Annotated in this window: 12 protein-coding genes; 3 read left to right on the forward strand and 9 right to left on the reverse strand. The window is 71.7% G+C overall.

The annotated features are described in order from the left end of the window. Positions 1–117 precede the first annotated feature (117 nt). On the forward strand, positions 118–1785 hold the full coding sequence (locus tag EDF33_RS12670; protein ID WP_207906692.1) for an APC family permease: 1668 nt from the start codon (positions 118–120) through the stop codon (positions 1783–1785). A gap of 36 nt (positions 1786–1821) precedes the next feature. Here the strand turns inward: EDF33_RS12670 and EDF33_RS12675 are convergent, their stop codons facing one another. Together EDF33_RS12675 and EDF33_RS12680 are read right to left on the reverse strand one after the other, a co-directional pair. Continuing rightward, on the reverse strand, positions 1822–3129 hold the full coding sequence (locus EDF33_RS12675) for an LLM class flavin-dependent oxidoreductase (protein WP_132100220.1): 1308 nt from the start codon (positions 3127–3129) through the stop codon (positions 1822–1824). Positions 3130–3132: 3 nt separating this feature from the next. Continuing rightward, positions 3133–4530 (reverse strand): PLP-dependent transferase, encoded by a 1398-nt coding sequence (locus EDF33_RS12680; protein WP_132100221.1) that lies wholly within the window; start codon positions 4528–4530, stop codon positions 3133–3135. Between the two features lie 135 nt (positions 4531–4665). On the opposite strand from EDF33_RS12680, the gene EDF33_RS12685 reads away from it, so the two are divergent. Next, positions 4666–5928 carry an amidohydrolase family protein gene (locus EDF33_RS12685; RefSeq protein ID WP_132100222.1) on the forward strand — a complete coding sequence of 421 codons (1263 nt, stop codon included), beginning with the start codon at positions 4666–4668 and terminating at the stop codon, positions 5926–5928. 87 nt (positions 5929–6015) lie between these two features. Here the strand turns inward: EDF33_RS12685 and EDF33_RS12690 are convergent, their stop codons facing one another. From EDF33_RS12690 to EDF33_RS12700, 4 genes are all read right to left on the reverse strand, one after another. Then, positions 6016–6729 (reverse strand): M50 family metallopeptidase, encoded by a 714-nt coding sequence (locus EDF33_RS12690; RefSeq protein WP_165918815.1) that lies wholly within the window; start codon positions 6727–6729, stop codon positions 6016–6018. 131 nt (positions 6730–6860) lie between these two features. Beyond that, positions 6861–6974: a Rax2 family protein gene (locus EDF33_RS20545; RefSeq protein WP_240347339.1), complete on the reverse strand. Its 114-nt coding sequence runs from the start codon at positions 6972–6974 to the stop codon at positions 6861–6863. Next, positions 6974–8788, reverse strand: a complete 1815-nt coding sequence (glmS, locus tag EDF33_RS12695) for a glutamine--fructose-6-phosphate transaminase (isomerizing) (protein WP_132100224.1) — start codon at positions 8786–8788, stop codon at positions 6974–6976. The genes EDF33_RS20545 and glmS overlap by 1 nt, the downstream gene beginning before the upstream one ends. Before the next feature lie 476 nt (positions 8789–9264). Then, positions 9265–11961: a LuxR family transcriptional regulator gene (locus EDF33_RS12700; RefSeq protein WP_132100225.1), complete on the reverse strand. Its 2697-nt coding sequence runs from the start codon at positions 11959–11961 to the stop codon at positions 9265–9267. Between the two features lie 487 nt (positions 11962–12448). Between EDF33_RS12700 and EDF33_RS12705 the strand changes: the two genes are divergently transcribed. Continuing rightward, positions 12449–13939: an MFS transporter gene (locus tag EDF33_RS12705; protein WP_132100226.1), complete on the forward strand. Its 1491-nt coding sequence runs from the start codon at positions 12449–12451 to the stop codon at positions 13937–13939. A gap of 59 nt (positions 13940–13998) precedes the next feature. Here the strand turns inward: EDF33_RS12705 and EDF33_RS12710 are convergent, their stop codons facing one another. The 3 genes from EDF33_RS12710 to rsgA form a co-directional block, all read right to left on the reverse strand. Continuing rightward, complete coding sequence (locus EDF33_RS12710) at positions 13999–14781, reverse strand: inositol monophosphatase family protein (RefSeq protein WP_132100227.1); 783 nt, start codon at positions 14779–14781, stop codon at positions 13999–14001. A gap of 18 nt (positions 14782–14799) precedes the next feature. Continuing rightward, the gene (locus EDF33_RS12715) at positions 14800–15972 is read right to left on the reverse strand and encodes a hypothetical protein (RefSeq protein WP_132100228.1); all 1173 of its coding nucleotides are present in this window, start codon (positions 15970–15972) and stop codon (positions 14800–14802) included. A gap of 402 nt (positions 15973–16374) precedes the next feature. After that, the gene (rsgA, locus tag EDF33_RS12720; protein WP_132100229.1) at positions 16375–17448 is read right to left on the reverse strand and encodes a ribosome small subunit-dependent GTPase A; all 1074 of its coding nucleotides are present in this window, start codon (positions 17446–17448) and stop codon (positions 16375–16377) included. Position 17449: the final 1 nt, after the last annotated feature.

The raw sequence follows: 17449 nt of genomic DNA on the forward strand, positions 1-17449 counted from the left end.
TTATACAGCACAATTGTTTCCGGCATGTTAAAGAATCCGGCCAAGCCGCTGTCCCGGTGCCAGAGTCGATGAGCGCGACCCCCGTTCGTGGGGCCCGCTCACTCGACGGGAGCAGCAGTGGCTACAACGACGACGCCGGCGTTGCCGGACTCCGGCCTCAAGCGGAACGTGGGCTTCATCGGGCTCATCTGGGCCTCGACGGGGTCGATCATCGGCTCCGGTTGGCTCTTCGGGTCGCAGGAGGCCCTGAAGACCGCCGGCCCGGCCGCGATCATCTCGTGGCTCATCGGTGGTGTGGCGATCCTCGTCCTCGCCCTCGTACACGCCGAACTCGGCGGCATGTTCCCGATCGCGGGCGGGACGGCACGGTTCCCGCACATCGCGTTCGGTGGCATCGCCGGCGCGTCGTTCGGCTGGTTCTCCTGGTTGCAGTCCGTGACCGTCGCCCCGATCGAGGTCGAGGCGATGATCAAGTACGCGCAGCACTGGCAGTTCGCGCACCCGTGGCTGCACACGACGACGGTGGACGGGGAGACGCAGCAGCTGCTCACCGGCGCGGGCATCGCGGTCGCCGTCGTCCTCATGGCGGTGGTCACCGTGATCAACCTGCTCAGCGTCCGGATCCTCGCGAACACGAACTCGGCGGCGACGTGGTGGAAGGTCGCCATCCCGCTGCTGGTCATCATCGTGCTGGCGTTCAGCGGGTTCCACGGCTCGAACTTCACGGCGGCTGACGGCTTCATGCCCGAGGGTGCCAAGGGGGTCCTGGCGGCGGTGTCCACCTCCGGCATCATCTTCGCCTTCCTGGGCTTCGAGCAGGCCGACCAGCTCGCGGGTGAAGCGAAGAACCCGCGGCGGGACATCCCGCGCGCCGTCATCGGCTCGGTGCTCATCGGGCTGGTGATCTACCTGCTGCTGCAGGTCGTGTTCCTCGGGGTGCTCCGGTCGGATGCGATCCAGGGGTCCTGGGCCACCGCCGACTTCACGAAGTACACGGGGCCGTTCGCCGACATCGCGATGGCCGCGGGCATCACGTGGCTGGCGGTGGTCATCTTCATCGACGCGATCATCTCGCCCGCGGGGACCGGGCTGATCTACGTGACGGCGACGAGCCGCATCTCCTACGGACTCAGTCGCAACGGGTACTTCCCGAAGGCGTTCGAGTGGACGACGAAGCAGGGCGTGCCGTGGGTCGGGCTCGTCGCGGCGTTCGTCGTCGGTTGCGCGTGCTTCGCACCGTTCCCCTCGTGGCAGGGGCTGGTGAGCCTCATCACGAGCGCGTCGGTCCTGATGTACGCCGGTGCCCCGTTGGCGCTCGGTGCGTTCCGGAAGCGGATCCCGGAGATCGAGCGCCCCTACCGGATGCCCGCCGCAGCGGTGCTGTCACCGATCGCGTTCATCGTCGCGAACCTCATCATCCTGTGGACCGGGTGGGACACCGACTGGAAGCTCGGCGTCGCGATCCTCATCGGTGCCGTGGTGATCATCCTGAACAACGTGTTCCGCGGTGCCTCGAGCGTCCGGCCGCGCTGGGACTGGAAGGCGGCGCAGTGGCTGCTGCCGTACCTGATCGGCATGGGGCTCATCGTGTTCCTCAGCGACTTCGGTCCGCTGACGCACCCGGTGTTCCCGCTGTGGATCGACATCGTCGTCGTCGCGGTGTTCTCGCTGGTGATCTACTACTGGGCGATCAACTCCGCCTCGGACCGTGCGGAGATCCTCCGCACGGCCGACGACGTCCGTGACGTCGAGGAATCAGGCGTGGTCGAGCCGGTCCACCACTAGTCGAGCCGGTCCACCATTAGTCGAGCCGGTCCACCACTAGAAGTCGAACAGGTTCGCCCGGATGCCCCCGGCGCCGTACTCCCGCCGCAGGAGCCCACGGCGCCGGAGCACCGGCACCAGGTCGCCGAACATCCGGTGGATCTGCGCCGGGTGCAGGTCGCCCGAGAAGATGATGCCGTCGTTGTCGGCGTCCGACCCGAGCTCCTCGATGAAGTCGGCGAACTCGTCGGCGGTGCCGACGAAGCCCTCGCGCGAGGACACCCGCCCCTTGCGGGCCTTGCGTTCCAGGAGCGCGCGCAGCGGGGCGTCCGGGGTGTCGCCGAGCAGCCCGCGGATCGTGCCGGCGGAGACGTGGTCGCCGAAGGTCCCGTCCGGCACGGGCGCGTCGAGGTCGAGCGCGAGCAGGTCCGTCTCGGAGTCGCTCGACCACGCGATCGCCGCGGTCCGCAGGTCGTCGTCGGACGGGTGCCGGGACGCCTCGACGATCCGGTCGGCCTCGTCGGACGACGAGACGATCTCGGGCTTGAGGACGAACAGGATGCGCAGGTCGGCGGCCGTGCGTCCGGCGGCCTGCGCTGCGGCGATCACGCGACCGCGGTAGTCCGCCACCGCGGCGGCCGACAGGGGCGCGAGCGCGAGTTGCACGTCCGAGTGGGTGCCGGCGAACGCGAGGCCCCGACCGGAGCCACCGGGGGAGACGACCACCGGGTCCGAGTCGAGGGGCAGCGCGTTGAGCGGGCCGTCGGCGGTGAAGTACGCGCCCTCGTGGTGGAACGCGTCGAGGGCGTCGCCGTCAGCGAAGTGCCAGTCGGAGGGGTCCCCGACGTACCCGGACGACTCCCACGACCCCCAGAGCCGGCGGAGCAGCGTGATCCACTCCTCGGCACGGTCGTACGCCTGGTCGTGCGGCAGCGGCGGCAGACCGGCGTGCCGGGCACTGCCGACGTCGGTCACGACGTTGATGCCGAGCCGCTCGGAGGACAGGTGCGCCAGTGTGGCGAACTGTCGTGCGGCCAGGTACGGCGGCGTGAAGCCGGCGTTCACGGTCGGCGCGATGCCGATGTGCGAGGTCGCCGCGAACAGGTACGGCGCGAGCAGCAGCGGGTCGTGCTTCGGGCCGCCGTACGCCTGGCGGATGCGCAGGTCGAGCGTCGACGGGTTACCGAGCGAGATGGCGTCCTCGGCGATGACCAGGTCCATGCCGGCGTGCTCGAGCGTGCGGACGGACTGCTGGTACAGGTCGGGCTTGGTCCAGTCGTGGCCCCAGTCCCAGTCCGAGCGCCCCCACGCCTGCGGGCCGAACCCGCGCGAGAAGAAGTACCCGAAGTGTTGCGGTCGTGCCATCGTCTAGAGCTCCTCCGAGATCACGTGCGTGCCTGGGACCGAGTGTTCCAGGGACGCACGCTCCGCGTCGGACGCGCCACGGGCCTCCAGGCTCTCCCCGTCGATCCCGGAACGCAACGCGGCGAACCCGCGTTCCAGGTCGCGGAGCAGGTCCGCGACGTCCTCGATGCCGACCGACAGTCGGATCAGGCCGCCGTCGATGCCCTGGTCGGCGCGCTCCGCGGCGGTCTTGCCGGCGTGCGTCGTCGTCGCGGGGTGCAGGATCAGCGAGCGGACGTCGCCCAGGTGGGTCATGCGGCTGAACAGCTGGACGCTGTCGATGAAGGTGTGCGCGGCGGCTTCGCCGCCCGCCAGCGTGAACGCGAAGACGGAGCCGGCACCGCGCGGCAGGTAGCGCTGGGCGAGGTCGTGGAACGGACTGGAGGCCAGACCCGCGTGGTCGACGCTCGTCACCTCCGGCTGTGCTTCCAACCACTGCGCCACCGCCAGCGCGTTCGCGCTGTGGCGTTCCACGCGCAGGCTCAGCGTCTCGATGCCCTGGCGGATCAGGAACGCGTTGAACGGCGACGGGGTGGGGCCGATGCGCGAGGCGACGACGTCACGCGCGAAGACGACGAACGCCCGGTTGCCGTAACGCTCGACGTAGCTGTCGCCGCCGAGTGACCGCTCCGGGCTGGTGAGGTGCTGCCAGCGCTCCGGGGAGGCGGACCAGTCGAACGTGCCGCCGTCGACGACCACGCCGCCGAGGCCCGCGCCGTGGCCGGACAGGAACTTCGATGCCGAGTGGATGACGATGTCGGCACCGTGCTCGACCGGCCGGACCAGGTACGGCGTCGCCAGGGTGTTGTCGACGATCAGGGGGACGCCGGCACGGTGCGCGGTGTCGGCGACGCCGGTGATGTCGAGGACGTCGTTCTTCGGGTTCGGGATCGTCTCGGCGAAGAACGCCTTCGTGTTCGGGCGGACGAGCCGTGCCCACTCGTCGAGGTCGCGCTGGTCGGCGACGAAGTCGACCTCGATGCCGAGGCGGCCGAGGTTCTGCACGAGCAGCCCCTTGGTGCCCTCGTAGATGCTGCGGGCGGCGACGACGTGGTCGCCCGCCTGCAGGAGCCCGAGGAACGCGATGGTGGCCGCCGCCTGGCCGCTGCCGACGAGGATCGCCTCGACGCCCCGCTCGAGCAGGGCGACGCGGCGCTCGACGTCGGCGTTCGTCGGGTTGCCGAGGCGGGTGTAGGTGTAGCCGTCCTCGGTGCCGGCGAAGCGGTCGCGCGCCTGGTCGAAGTCGTCGAAGAGGAAGCCGGAGGACATGTGGATGGCCGGGATCCGTGCGCCGTGCCCTGCGTCGGGCACGAAGCCGCCGTGCACCTGTTCGGTCGAGAAACCGTGATCGTCGTTCGCCATGGGACACCTCCGGGAGTCGTCTGGCGGTAGCCTCGCAGCCTTCGCTGCGTGGACAGGCGATTGCGGCGTTCCGTTACGCGGAACCGGGGTGCGGTGGGGTCGCGGCGGGGCCCTGGCGGCTGCCACGATGGGGGCATGGCGACCGACGAAGCGACCCTGATCATCCGCGATGTCCGTCCGTGGGGTGGTGCACGGTCGGACATCCGGGTGGCGGACGGCCGCATCGTCTCGGTCACCGCGACCGGAGCGGGCGACGGCGTCGCGGGCGGTGCCAGTGCCAGTGGCGGTGCCGGTGCCGGTGCCGGTGCTGGTGCTCGGGTCGTCGACGGGCGCGGCCAGCTCGCGCTGCCGGGGCTCGTCAACACGCACGCCCACGTCGACAAGAGCTGGTGGGGGCACGAGTGGGAGTCGTACGGCGGCGAGCCCGGCACGCAGGGGCGCATCGCGCACGAACGGGCTCGGCGTGACGCCCTCGGGATCCCGAGCGAACCCGTCGCCACGCGGGTGCTGCGCGAGGGGCTGCGCACCGGCACCACCCGGGTCCGCACGCACGTCGACGTCGACCTCGGCGTCGGGCTGCGGGGGATCGAGGCCGTGCGTGCGGCGGCCGACGCGCTCGACGGTGCGGTCGAGGTGTCGATCGTCGCCTTCCCGCAGGACGGCGTGCTGCGGCGGCCCGGTGTGCTCGACCTGCTGCGGCAGGCGGCGACGGCCGGAGCCGACCACATCGGTGGGCTCGACCCGTCGCTCATCGACCGCGACCCGGTCGGGCAGCTCGACGGCCTGTTCGCCATCGCCGCCGACACCGGGTGCGGCATCGACATCCACCTGCACGAGCCCGCCGAGCTCGGTGCGTTCGCGTTCGACCTGGTGCTCGACCGGGTGGAGCGGCTCGGCATCGCACCGGGCAGGGTCAACATCGCCCACGGGTTCGCGATCGTCGACGTCGATCCCGTGCGTCGCCGCGACCTGCTCGCCCGGATGGCGTCGCTCGGCGTCACGATGACCACCGTCGCCCCGGTGCGGATGCGACAGCTTCCCCTGTACGAGTTCGACGAGGCCGGCGTGCGGTTCGGCTTCGGCACCGACGGCATCCGTGACCTGTGGAGCCCCTACGGCGACGGCGACCTGCTCGGCATCGCGTGGCAGTACGCGCGGGCCGGCGGTGTGGTGCGGGACGAGGACCTGACCCGCGTGGTGGAGCTCGCCACGCGCGACGGTGCCCGGTTCGTCACCGACGAGGCGCACGACCTCGTGGCGGGGGCGCGTGCCGACGTGGTGCTGCTCGACGCCGAGAACCCGATGGACGCCCTGGTGCGACGGGTGCCGCGGTCGCTCGTGGTCGCCGGCGGCCGGGTGTTCGACCCCGCCGAGCTCGCGCAGCGCCCCTGGGAGTAAGCGCGGGGCTGCGCACCCGTTCTGCGTCATTGCACCAGTCGATCACCGCGTGGATCGTCGCGGACGTGGTGCGACCACGGCACCCCGTCAGAAGAGCGCGCGCACGCCCGCCACCACGGTGTCCCAGACCTCGAGCAACGGGACCCGTGCGAGCCACACCGCCAGGCCGTTCACCAGCACGAACAGCACGAACCAGACCCCGGCCGGCACCCGCATCTCGGCTGCGGCGATGTGGAAGTCCGTCTGCACGCGGGCGCCGGTGAGCAGCCACCGTGCGACCTGCACGACGGACCGCAGTCCGTCGACGACGAAGAACGCCCCGACGGCGGCGACCACGAGCACCGTGGTCTCGGACGGACGCAGTGCCACCCACAGCGCCAGGACGTCGAACCCGAGGACGACGAGCAGCCCGAACCAGTTCCGCACGAACACCAGCGCCACGAGCCCGATGACCCCGAGCACGGCGACGGGCAGCCACCGCGAGCCGTGCAGCACCCCGGTCACCAGGAGCACCCCGGCCCAGAGCGGCGCGCTGTACCCGGCGTAGAGGTTGAGGATCCGGACGAGCCAGCGGATGCCGCCGGGGACCCGACCGAGCTGGACCCAGGCCTCGCCGGAGCCGTCCCGGTGCAGGTCGATGCGCTGGATGCGGCCGCCGAACGGGACGACGACGATGCAGTGCCCGACCTCGTGCGCGATGGTCGCGGCGATCCGTGCGACGCGTCCGACGAGCGGCAGGAACGGCAGGAGCGCGCCGACGACGAGCGCGACGAACACGAGGGGCGGGGCTGCGGTGGTCAAGGGACCAGCATCGCAGCCGTGTCCCGCGAACTGCCCGAGACCCGGCGTCGAGGACGATGTGGAACGACACCCTCGACGTCGTACGACATCGAGAACGTCGATCCGAGTCGGCGCCCGCCCACCCGCCCGGCTCAGCCCAGGACGGTCGGCCCGGCCACCACGACGACGAGCACCGTCGTCATGGCGATCGCGAACGCCGTGAGCACGACCAGGAACGTCGTCAGGTGGTTCATCCGACCGCGCATCACTCGACCGTCACCGACTTCGCCAGGTTGCGCGGCTTGTCGACGTCGCAGCCGAGCTGCAGTGCGAGTTCGCGGGCGAGCATCTGCAGCGGCACGACGGCCTCGAGCGGACCCCACGGCGCCGCCATGGCGCCCCAGGCGAGTCCGCCGGTGCCGCGGCTGCCGAGCGCCGGGATGTCGGAGCCTTCGCCGCCGATGGTGATGACGAACCCGCCGCGGGCCCGGACCTCGGCGATCGCCGACTGGATCTTCGGCTCGCCGTGGTCGATCACGACGACGGGGGTGCCCTCGTCGACGAGGGCGAGCGGGCCGTGCTTCAGCTCGCCCGCGGGGTACGCCTCGGCCCAGCGGTAGCTGAGCTCCTTGAGCTTGAGTGCGCCCTCGGCGGCGTACGGCAGGCCGGCACCGCGGCCGAGGAACAGGAAGCCGGTGGCCTCCTTCACGCTCGACACCAGGAGCGGCATCCGGTCGGCGGACACCTGCGTGGCGTGCTCGATGCGTGCCGGCAGGTCGAGGAGCTCGTCGACGAGCGCGTGGGCACGTGCGATCTCGATGCGGCCGGACGCCACGAGTGCGGAGATCACCGCGGCGACACCGACGACGACCTGCGCGGTGAACGTCTTCGTCGCGGCGACACCGATCTCCGGACCCGCGTGGCAGTCGAGCACGGCGTCGGCGCGACGGGCCAGCGAGGAGTGCACGTTGTTCGTCAGCGCGAGCACCGGGTGGCGGTCCTCGAAGCGGTCGAGTGCGCGGAGGACGTCGGCGGTCTCGCCGGACTGGCTGATCGCGACGACCAGGGTGTCGGGGCCGAGCACGGCCTGGTCGGCCTCGCTGGCGACGACGATGTCGGTGGGGACGCCGCCGATGCCACGCAGCGCGGTGGCGATCACCTGGCCGGCGTTGAGCGAGGTGCCGCAGGCGACGATCGCCAGGCGCTGGAAGGCGGGCAGGCCGAGGCCGACCCACATACTTCCGTCAGCGGTGCGGCGGGCGATGCGGTCCAGGATCGTGCTGACGACGTCGGCCTGCTCGCCGATCTCCTTCGCCATGTGGTCGGGGTGGTCGCCGAGGTCCAGCGCGGTGGCGGCGAACGGCGACGGGGTGGGGAACGGCACGGGGACGGTGATCCCGTTCGACGACCAGGTCCAGGCCTCGCCGAGCTCGACGACGTCACCGTCGCGGAGCGCGACGAAGGTCTCGCACCACTCGGCGATCGCGCCGATGTCGCTCGCCACGAAGTCGCCGCGGGCGGACCGGGCGACGACGAGCGGGGAACGGTCCGCGGCCACGACCATCCGGCCGTCGCGGGCGTCGAGGACGACGATCGCCCACGACCCCTCGAGCTGCGCGGTCGCGATCTGCACGGCGAGCATCAGGTCCGGGTCGACGGCCAGGGCGCGCTCGACGAGGTGCGCGATGACCTCGGAGTCGACCTCGGAGCGGAACCGGTGGCCCTGCGCCGTGAGCATGTCGCGCAGGCGGTCGGCGTTCTCGATGATGCCGTTGTGCACGATGCTGATCCGGCGCGAGCAGTCGGCGTGCGGGTGGGCGTTCGCCTCGCGCACGGCACCGTGCGTGGCCCAGCGGGTGTGGCCGATGCCGACGCCGGTCAGGGCGTCGCCGGACCGGGCGGCGACGAGCGTGCGCAGGTCCCCGACACGGGAGACCGAGCGGATCGTCTCGGTGCGTCCGGCGGCGGTCCGGACGGCGATGCCGGCGGAGTCGTAGCCGCGGTACTCGAGTCGTTCGAGTCCGTCGAGCAGGTAGGGCGTCGCGTCGTCAGACACGCGGGCCGCGATGATGCCGCACATCGGCTGTCCCTTCGGGGGAACGGGGTGGGGGAGTGGAGCGGGGTTCGGCACCGACCGCCGTCGGGTCTGCCGCGCGTCCGGGCCCTCGCGGTCCTGACCGGCGCCCGTCCTCGGATCAGGCGAGGACGGACGACGGAGTGGGTGGGCCACGAGGTTCGGGTACCGGACGGGGTACCGCGGTCTGGCCCCTCGGGAGGCGCACGGCGGTCGGTGCATGAGAAGCCTCACCCGGCGACGCCGCCACGGCAACAGTCGTCGACTGCTCTTGCGGTTCCCCGCGTGCGGGGGGCGCCGCGGTGCGGTCGCGTGCGGACTCCCGCAACGCGCGCGCTCCGCATGAAGCGACGCGCCAGCGGCGCGCGGCGCCAGCGCCGACCGAGCCTGCGAGGCCGGTTGCGTGAAAACAGCGAAAAGGCGGACGGGAGGCCCGGTACCAGCTGGTACCGGGCCTCCCGTCCGCCTTGTGCTCGCGTCGACTACGTGAGCAGCGCGACCAGGTGGGAGCGCGACCGCGCGCCCACCTTGCGGTAGATCTGCGTGAGCCGCAGCTCCACCGTGCGCTGCGACATGAACAGCGACGACGCGATCTCGCGGTTGCGGTAGCCCTCCGTCACCTTCTGCACCACGGCGCGCTCCTCGGCCGTGAGCGAGGTGAGCACCGCCGAGGCGTCCGGAGCGCTCCGGGGCGTCCCCGGCATCGACGCGGACAGCACCGGTGCGGACCGGAGCGACGGCCCCGTGCCGAACGGCGGCATGGCCGCTGCCGGTGCGGGGGTGACGAGGGGACGGCGCATGCCGGCCGCCTCGTACGCCGCCGCTGCTGCCGCACCGAGACGCGGACGCTCGGCGGGGTTGCCGACCGTCGCGAGGGCCGCGAACGTCCGTGCCCGCTCGAACTGCGAGTCGTGCGGCTGGAACAGCTCCAACGCGCGGCGACGGGCGGTGTCCCTGGTGGTGTCGTCGGCGACGAGCGCGAGGCTCCTCGCCAGCACGAGCGCACCCCAGCGACCCGGTCGGGCGTGGTGGTCCGCAGCGAGCCGCGCGGTGATGGTGCGGGCGTCGTCGATCCGTCCGAGGCGTGCGTACGCCTCGACCAGGTCGCCGAGGTGCCGGAGCACCGCGGGGTTCCGCAGGGACCTGCCGATGGCGTCCGCCGCTTCGAGTGCGGCGGCTGCCTCCTCCAGTCGGCCGTCGAGCAGCAGGACCCGACCGCGGAGCGCGTGCAGCTTCGCCGTCGCACCCCACAGGCGGCTCGTCGAACGGTGCTCGAGGCACCGGTCCACGACCGCGAGGGCATCGGCGGAGCGCCCCTCGGCGAAGTGCCGCCAGGCGATCGCGATGGCCCGCGACGGCTCACGGAGCCGTTCGACCACCGAGGAACCGGCCTCCCACACGTCGATCGCGCGGAGCGCCTGCCGGAAGTTCCCGGAGCGCACCTCGTTCTCGGCGGTCAGGTAGCGGGCTGCCTCGGTCCACACCGGCGCCGTCTGCGGGCCACGGGCGAGGACGAGTGCGAACACCCGACGCGCGCTCCGGTACCGCTCAGCGATGCTCAGCGCGTGGGCGAGGAGCAGCAGGGCCGGGTCGGACATCGCCAGCAGCACCGACGTTGCGAGTCCGTCGTGCAGGTCGGTGTCCGACGGCAGGGTGCCGTCGATCGCGGCGATGAGCTCCCGCGCGGTCGTCGTGATCTCCAACGTGTGCGGAGACGCCGACGCCTCGAGGGGCTCGACGCGGTGCAGCAGGTCCTTCGCCTGGTCGAGCTCCCACGCCTCGGCACGGAAGCACGCCACCATGGCCATCAGCCCGGCGACCGCGTCCACGTCGGCCGGCTCGGTCGCGTCCACCGACACGAGGAGTTCGTCCGCGTGCACGGCGTCGCCACTGAGGTACTGCGCCGAGTACTGCAGGCGCAGCCGGCGGACCTCGTGCGCCGTCGTCCGGAACGGACGGAGCGCGGCGAGGTACCGCGCGGCGAAGCCGAGCAGCCGGTTGCCGAGCAGGGCCTCAGCGACCCCGAGCAGCGCGACGAGCTCGTCCTCGGTGCCACCACCGACGTGCAGGGCACGCTCGGTGAGGGCGATCGCGGCGTGCACGTTGCCGTCCACCACGTAGGACCGTGCGGCGCTGAGCAACGCGACCACGTCGGGGACGTCGTCGACGAAGCTCCGGTGCCACGCGGCTGCCCGCGGGTCGGACTCGGCGCTCGCCGTGGCCAGCGCGGCGTGCGCCGCGCGGCGGTCACGGGCGGGCATACGCCAGTACAGCGAGGACCGGACCAGGGGGTCGCGGACCGTCACGCTCTGGCCCCGCACGGTGGCGAGGCCTGCTCCGACCAGGTCGTCCAACTCGTCGCGGTCCCAGGCCGTGGTCTTCGCGACCGGCACCAGGGCGAGTTTCGCGAGGACGTCCAGATCTCGTCCCGCGGCGGACCCGAGTGCGAGGGCTGCGAGGGCCTCGGTCGTCGGAGTGGGTCGGAGCGGGAGCACGATCGGCTCCGCGCCGGTGAGCTGCTCGCGGCTGAGCACCGCGAGTTGTTCGCGGAGCGCGCCGGGGTTGCCACCGGTCTCCGCGGCGAGGACGGCGAGGACGCCGTCGTTCGCTTCTTCCGGTGCCATGGTCCGGGCGAGGATGAGTGCCTCGTCGGACGGCAGCGGCTCGATGCGGAGCGCCGGCAGGGCCGCGAGCGGACCGTCCGACGGCACCGAACGGACCGTCGCCACGACGCGCAGGGCGGTGCCTGCGAGTCGGCCGGCGAGGAACGCGATGAGCTCCTGGCTCTCGACGTCCATGCGGTCGAGGTCGTCGATCAGCACGAGCGTCGGCGGCAGGGTGAGGGCGTGCACGGCGTCGAGGAAGTCGTGCGCCGCCGCCAGTCCGGCGGTCACGGGGACCGCCGTCTCACCCGTCTGCAGGAGATGGGCGATGTGGGCCGTCGCACGAGGGTCGTCGAGCGCGGTGAACAAGGAGGTCACGCCGGCCAGCGGCCAACGGGATTCACTCCCGTTGACACCGACCCGCACGACGGGGAGGGAAACGCGGTTCGAGACCGCGTCGAGGACGCTGCTGCGTCCGGAACCAGGGTCGCCGACCACGACCATCGCGGACTCCCGAGGGAGTACAGCGAGGGTCGCGATCCGGTCGACCTCGAGACGTCGACCGGTGAGTGCCATGACTCACCGGCCTCCGGGCCCGGAAGCGGATCCTGCGGAGAGGTCGTCGGCGAACGCTGCGAGCGCTGCGACGGGGCGCCGTGAGGCGGACCGGACTGCTGCACGGTGGGTGGCCGTGTCGGAGTGCGGACGGATGGCGGCGACTGCGCGCGCGCCGGAGCTGTCGTGGATTGAATGCGGTCGACGAGTGAGGGTGCACTCGGTTCCGCTCGGGAACGATGATGTCATCGTCTGTATCACCCCTCGGGTTAGGGTCTTCGGACGAACACGGGAGGCCGTGCACGTGCACTCGGATCTAGGGAATCCAGGTGCTTGCGTGACCTTCCGTACGAGCACGATAACTCAGGTCCTGACCATCTGAGCCGCCCCGCGCACCGCGTATCCGGCAACGGTGCCCCCAGTCCGGGGGGCCACGACGAGGGGGTGTCACCCACCCGGGGGGTGGGTCTCGCCCGCCCGGAGGCCGGTCGGTGTACGAACGATGGTGATGTCCAGCGCTGACCCGACCGACGCCCGCCTCGACGACCGCACGCGTTGGAGGGCCTTCGCCGTGTGCGTCGCGGTGGCCGCCCTGACGATCCTCGACCTGTCGAAGGTCAACGTCGGGCTGCCGTCGATCGAGAAGTCCCTCGACGCCACCAGTTCATCCCTGCAGCTCATCGTGGCGGGGTACGCGCTGGCGTTCGGCCTCGCCCTCGTGCCCGCCGGTCGGCTCGGCGACCTGAAGAGCCGCCGTGCCCTGTTCATCATCGGACTCGTGGCGTTCACCGTGTCGAGCCTGCTCTGCGCCGTGGCGCCGACCATCGAGGTGCTCATGGTCACGCGGATCCTGCAGGGCTTCGCCGCCGGCACCCAGATGCCGCAGGTGATCGGACTCGTGCAGCAGTTGTTCCGGGGCCCGGAGCGAGGACGGGCCTTCGGGCTGTTCGGCGCCATGATCGGCATCTCGACGGCGCTCGGCCCGACGATCGGCGGTGGCCTCATCGCGATCGGCGGCGAGGAGAACGGGTGGCGGCTGCTGTTCTGGATGAACGTGCCGCTCGGACTCGTCGCGCTGTTCTTCGCGATGCGGCTGCTGCCCAAGGGGGCGCAGGGACAGGCGAAGGACCGCGAGCTGGACATCGTCGGCATCCTGCTGCTCGGCGCCGCCATCATCACGCTGATGCTGCCGTTCGTGCTCACCACGGGTGCCGGCGACTCCGGTGCCCGGTGGCTCTGGCTGATCGCCTTCGTCGTGTTCCTCGGCCTGTTCGTGCTCTGGGAGGTCCGGTACAAGCAGCAGGGCAAGTCACCGGTGGTGCACTTCGAGCTGTTCCGGCTGTCGTCGTACCGCAACGGGCTGTCGATCGTGGCCGTCTACTTCGCGGCGATCCCGGCGTCCTTCCTGATGGTGACGCTGTTCCTGCAGGAGGGGCTCGGGCTGTCACCGCTGTTCGCCGGCATGGTGAGCATCCCGTTCGCGGCCACGAGCGCCGTGGGGTCCTACATCGGCGGACGGATCGTCGACCGGGTCGGACGGGCCCTGGTGGTCTTCGGGCTCTTCATGGTCGTCGTCGGCTTCGTGCTCCTCATGCTCGCCGCGGTGCTGACCCCGCCGGAGGTGACGCCGTGGGCGATGGCCGGGGCCTTCCTGGTCGGCGGCCTCGGCGGCGGGTTCGTGGTGTCGCCGAACCAGACGCTCACCCTGGCCGAGATCCCCGTGGAGCAGTCCGGGGTCGCCGGGTCGATGCAGCAGCTCGGGCAGCGCGTCGGGACCGCGATCGGGACCGCGGTGGCGACGAGCATCTTCTACGGGATCGTGCGGGGTGCTGCTGCCGGGGGCTCCGGCGGGAGTCGGCTCGATGCGTACCACGACGCGTTCCGGAGCGGCACGACGTTCACGGTCTCGCTGATGGCCCTCGCGCTCGTGCTGGCGGTCGGGGACCTGGTGGTGCGGCGGCGTGCGGCTCGGCGTGAGGCGGCGACTGCGGCCGCCTGATCGACTCGGACCGACACCCGCGACGTCATCCGACGTCGAGCGTGTCGTTCGGGGTCGTGCTAGCGGCGGATGACCTCGACGACGGCGTCGTGCACCAGGCCGTTCGTCGCGAGTGCACTGCCGTGCCAGGCCCCGGGGTCGCCGTCGAGTGAACTGAAGCGCCCGCCGGCTTCCTCCACGATGGGCACGAGGGCCGCGATGTCCCACGGCTTCAGGTCGGGTTCGCCCGCGATGTCGATGACCCCCTCGGCGACCAGCATGTACGACCACATGTCGCCGTAGGCGCGCGTCCGCCAGACCTTGCGGGACAGGCCGACGAGGGACTCGAGCCGGTCGTCGTCGTCCCACTGCTGGATGCTGTTGTAGCTCAGGCTCGCGTCGGACAGGTCCGCGACACCGGAGACGCGGAGGTCGCCGTCGAACGAGTGCGCGCCGAGGCCCTCGGCCGCCCACCAGCGCTTGCCGAGCGCGGGGGCGCTCACGACGCCGAGCACGGGGCGGCCGTCGACCGCCAGGGCGATGAGCGTCGCCCACACCGGCACACCGCGCAGGTAGTTCGCGGTGCCGTCGATCGGGTCGATGACCCACTGACGGTGCCCCTCGCTGGTCGCCTCGGCGCCGGTGTCCGCCGTGGTCTCCTCGCCGAGGAACGCGTCGTCGGGTCGTTCCGTCGCGATCCGCTCGCGCAGGGCGTGTTCGACGGCCTGGTCGGCGTCGGTCACGTGCGTGCTGTCGGCCTTCTTCGACACGTGCAGGTCGGCGGCGCGGAACCGCTCGAGGCTGATCGTGTCGGCGATGTCGGCGAGCGAGCGGGCGAAGTCCAAGTCGGCGCTGAGGTCCACGGGTCGAGCGTAGCGGGGCTACGCGGCGACGACCTCTTCCTCTTCGAGCCGGGTGACCTCACGCTCGCGGGCGATGCGGGTGCGGCGGGCGACGAGGCCGTGCACGACCACGCACAGCAGGACGGCTGCGGCGAGCCAGAGCGCGAGCACCAGGGACGACCGGCCGAGCGAGGCGTCCGGGAAGTACTGCAGGTCCTGTGCCGCCTGCAGCCACGCGGCGCCACTCCAGAAGGAGTGGAGTGCGGAGAAGAACCCGGGCACGAACGACGCCTGGAAGATGCCGCCGGACGACGTGAAGTTGAGCATCACGAACAGCATGGTGAGCACGGGTGTCGTCCACCGCCCGAGGACCGGGTGCAGGCCGACGCCGATCGCGACGATGATCGCGTCGTACAGCCAGGCGAACAGGAACACCTGCCAGTGGTGCGTGGTGATGACGCCGTAGATCGGCCCGGCGACGATGATCCCGATGCCGGCGACGACCCCGGCGGCGGCGAGGCCGACCACCGCGGTCCACACCGCGCGGAGCTTCGTCGCGACGGACGCCACGGCGATGGCCGATGCGTAGCCGCCGACGCTCAGGGCGACGAGCAGGAAGAACAGCCCCTGGCCGGTGCTGTCCTGTTCGCCCGTGGGGACGACGTCGACGACCCGGAACGGCACGTGCTGCTCGTACGCGATCGGCAGGAAGACCTTCTGTGCGGCGCTCGCGGTCGTCTCCGATGCCGCGGTCGACACGTAGAGCGTCGCGCCCGTGGTGGTCGGGGCGTACACGGCGGCCAGGTCGCGGTCGCGGATCTGCCGCTCGGCGTCCTTGGTCGAGGGGACGACGTGGGCGACGAGGGCACCGTCGGACTCGTCGGTGACGGTCTGGGCGAACACCTGGGTCGCGGCGGACTGCCCGACGATGCCGACGGGCAGTTCCTTCGGCGCGGGGGCGTGGAAGGCACCGAGGTAGGCCAGGCCCATGCCGGCGGCGAGGAACAGCGGCACGAGGATGTGCGTGGCGAAGGTCAGGAGCACCCGTCCGAGGCCGGCCGGGCGCAGGACGCTGTCGGTGCGCTGCGGTCGCGGTGCTCGTGAGGACTTGTGGGTGGGGGAGTGGTGCGCGTGCGACGTCGTTGTCGTGCTCGAGGACGGGGCGTCGACGGCGGGGGTCGGCGCAAAGTTGTACTTTGCAACTTCAGACACGAGGGTTCACTGTACAACACCGCTGCGCACTTGTCGACGCGTGCTGGGTGGGGGTGCGGTCGGGCCGGGCGCGGTGGGACGAGGTGCCACGCCCGAGCGCCCTCCGCCGAGGTTCCACGACATGCCGCACGCGGTTCGCCGAGGTTTCACGAACGGCCCGAACCACCGCCGAGATGTGCAGATTTCGGAACCTGGACGGGCCGCGACTGGAGGGCCGCGACTGGACGGGACGGGCGGGACTGGCCACGCCTGGACAGGACGGGCGAGCGGGACGGGGCGCCGGAGTGGTCACGACATGCCATGCGTCGGAGCTCGAGCGGCCACGAACCGTTGAATGCTGCTCTGTCAGGCGACAGTTCGTGACCCATCGGCGCACGCCGGCGGGCGCGGGCGCGCCGCGGGCTACTCGAGGCCGGGGTCGGAGGCGCCCATGCCCGTCAGGAGTGCGCGGAACGAGTCGAGCCGTTCGACACCGGTGGCGCCGAGCTCGCCGTCCTGCACCCGGTCGACGATCTCCCAGTCGTGCGCCTGCGCCAACGGGATGTCGTCCCGCGCGGGCCGCACCGGGATCGCGTGCGAGGCGAACGCGCGGAAGACGTTCGCCGGGTCGACGTGCCCGAGGCCGAACGACCGGACGCCCGGGGTGTCGATGATCCACCCGCCGTCACGGACCCGCAGCGCGATCGACGACGACGAGGTGTGCCGCCCGCGCCCGGTCACCGAGTTCACGACGCCGATCGCCCGCGTCGACCCGGTCAGGGCGTTCACGAGGGTCGACTTGCCGACACCGGAGTGCCCCACGGTCACGGTGACCTTGTCGTCGAGCAGGTCGTGCAGGGCCTCGAACGGGACGTCGTCGGACCGGCTCGTCACGATCCGCAAGGAGAGGCAGGCGAAGTGCGCCAGGAACGGTGCCGGATCGGCGAGGTCCGTCTTCGTGATGCAGAGGATCGGGTCGAGCCCGGCGTCGAACGCGGCGACCAGGTAGCGGTCGATGAGCCGGGTGCGGGGCTCGGGGTCGGCGGCCGCCACGACGATGAGCATCTGGTCGGCGTTCGCCACGATGACGCGCTCGACCTCGTCGGAGTCGTCGGCACTGCGGCGGAGCAGCGTGGTGCGCTCGGCGACCTTCACGATGCGCGCCAGCGATCCGGGGTCGCCCGAGACGTCGCCGACGAGCGACACGTGGTCGCCGGTGACGACGGACTTCTTGCCGAGCTCGCGGGCCTTCGTCGCCGTGATGACGTGCTCGGATCCGGGATCGGAGCCGGAGCCCGTCCCCACCAGCACGCCGAACCGCCCACGGTCGACGTTGGTGACCCACCCCACGGGGGCGTCGTCGTACGTCGGCCGGGTCTTCGTGCGGGGCCGGTTGCCCTTCGGGTTCGGACGCACCCGCACGCTCGACTCGTCGTACTGTCCGTACGGTTCGTCCGCGTCGGAGTCGTCACCGTCGACGTCGTCCCACCAGCTCATG

This window comes from Curtobacterium sp. PhB146, assembly GCF_004342995.1.
Taxonomy (GTDB): Bacteria; Actinomycetota; Actinomycetes; order Actinomycetales; family Microbacteriaceae; genus Curtobacterium.

What these genes read in the sequence shown, in the direction of transcription:
- EDF33_RS12680 (WP_132100221.1), bottom strand. Translation starts at nt 4,530, where the DNA reads ATGGCGAACGACGATCACGGTTTCTCGACCGAACAGGTGCACGGCGGC.
- EDF33_RS12675 (WP_132100220.1), bottom strand. Translation starts at nt 3,129, where the DNA reads ATGGCACGACCGCAACACTTCGGGTACTTCTTCTCGCGCGGGTTCGGC.
- EDF33_RS20545 (WP_240347339.1), bottom strand. Translation starts at nt 6,974, where the DNA reads ATGCGCGGTCGGATGAACCACCTGACGACGTTCCTGGTCGTGCTCACG.
- EDF33_RS12705 (WP_132100226.1), top strand. Translation starts at nt 12,449, where the DNA reads ATGTCCAGCGCTGACCCGACCGACGCCCGCCTCGACGACCGCACGCGT.
- EDF33_RS12700 (WP_132100225.1), bottom strand. Translation starts at nt 11,961, where the DNA reads ATGGCACTCACCGGTCGACGTCTCGAGGTCGACCGGATCGCGACCCTC.
- EDF33_RS12685 (WP_132100222.1), top strand. Translation starts at nt 4,666, where the DNA reads ATGGCGACCGACGAAGCGACCCTGATCATCCGCGATGTCCGTCCGTGG.
- rsgA (WP_132100229.1), bottom strand. Translation starts at nt 17,448, where the DNA reads ATGAGCTGGTGGGACGACGTCGACGGTGACGACTCCGACGCGGACGAA.
- glmS (WP_132100224.1), bottom strand. Translation starts at nt 8,788, where the DNA reads ATGTGCGGCATCATCGCGGCCCGCGTGTCTGACGACGCGACGCCCTAC.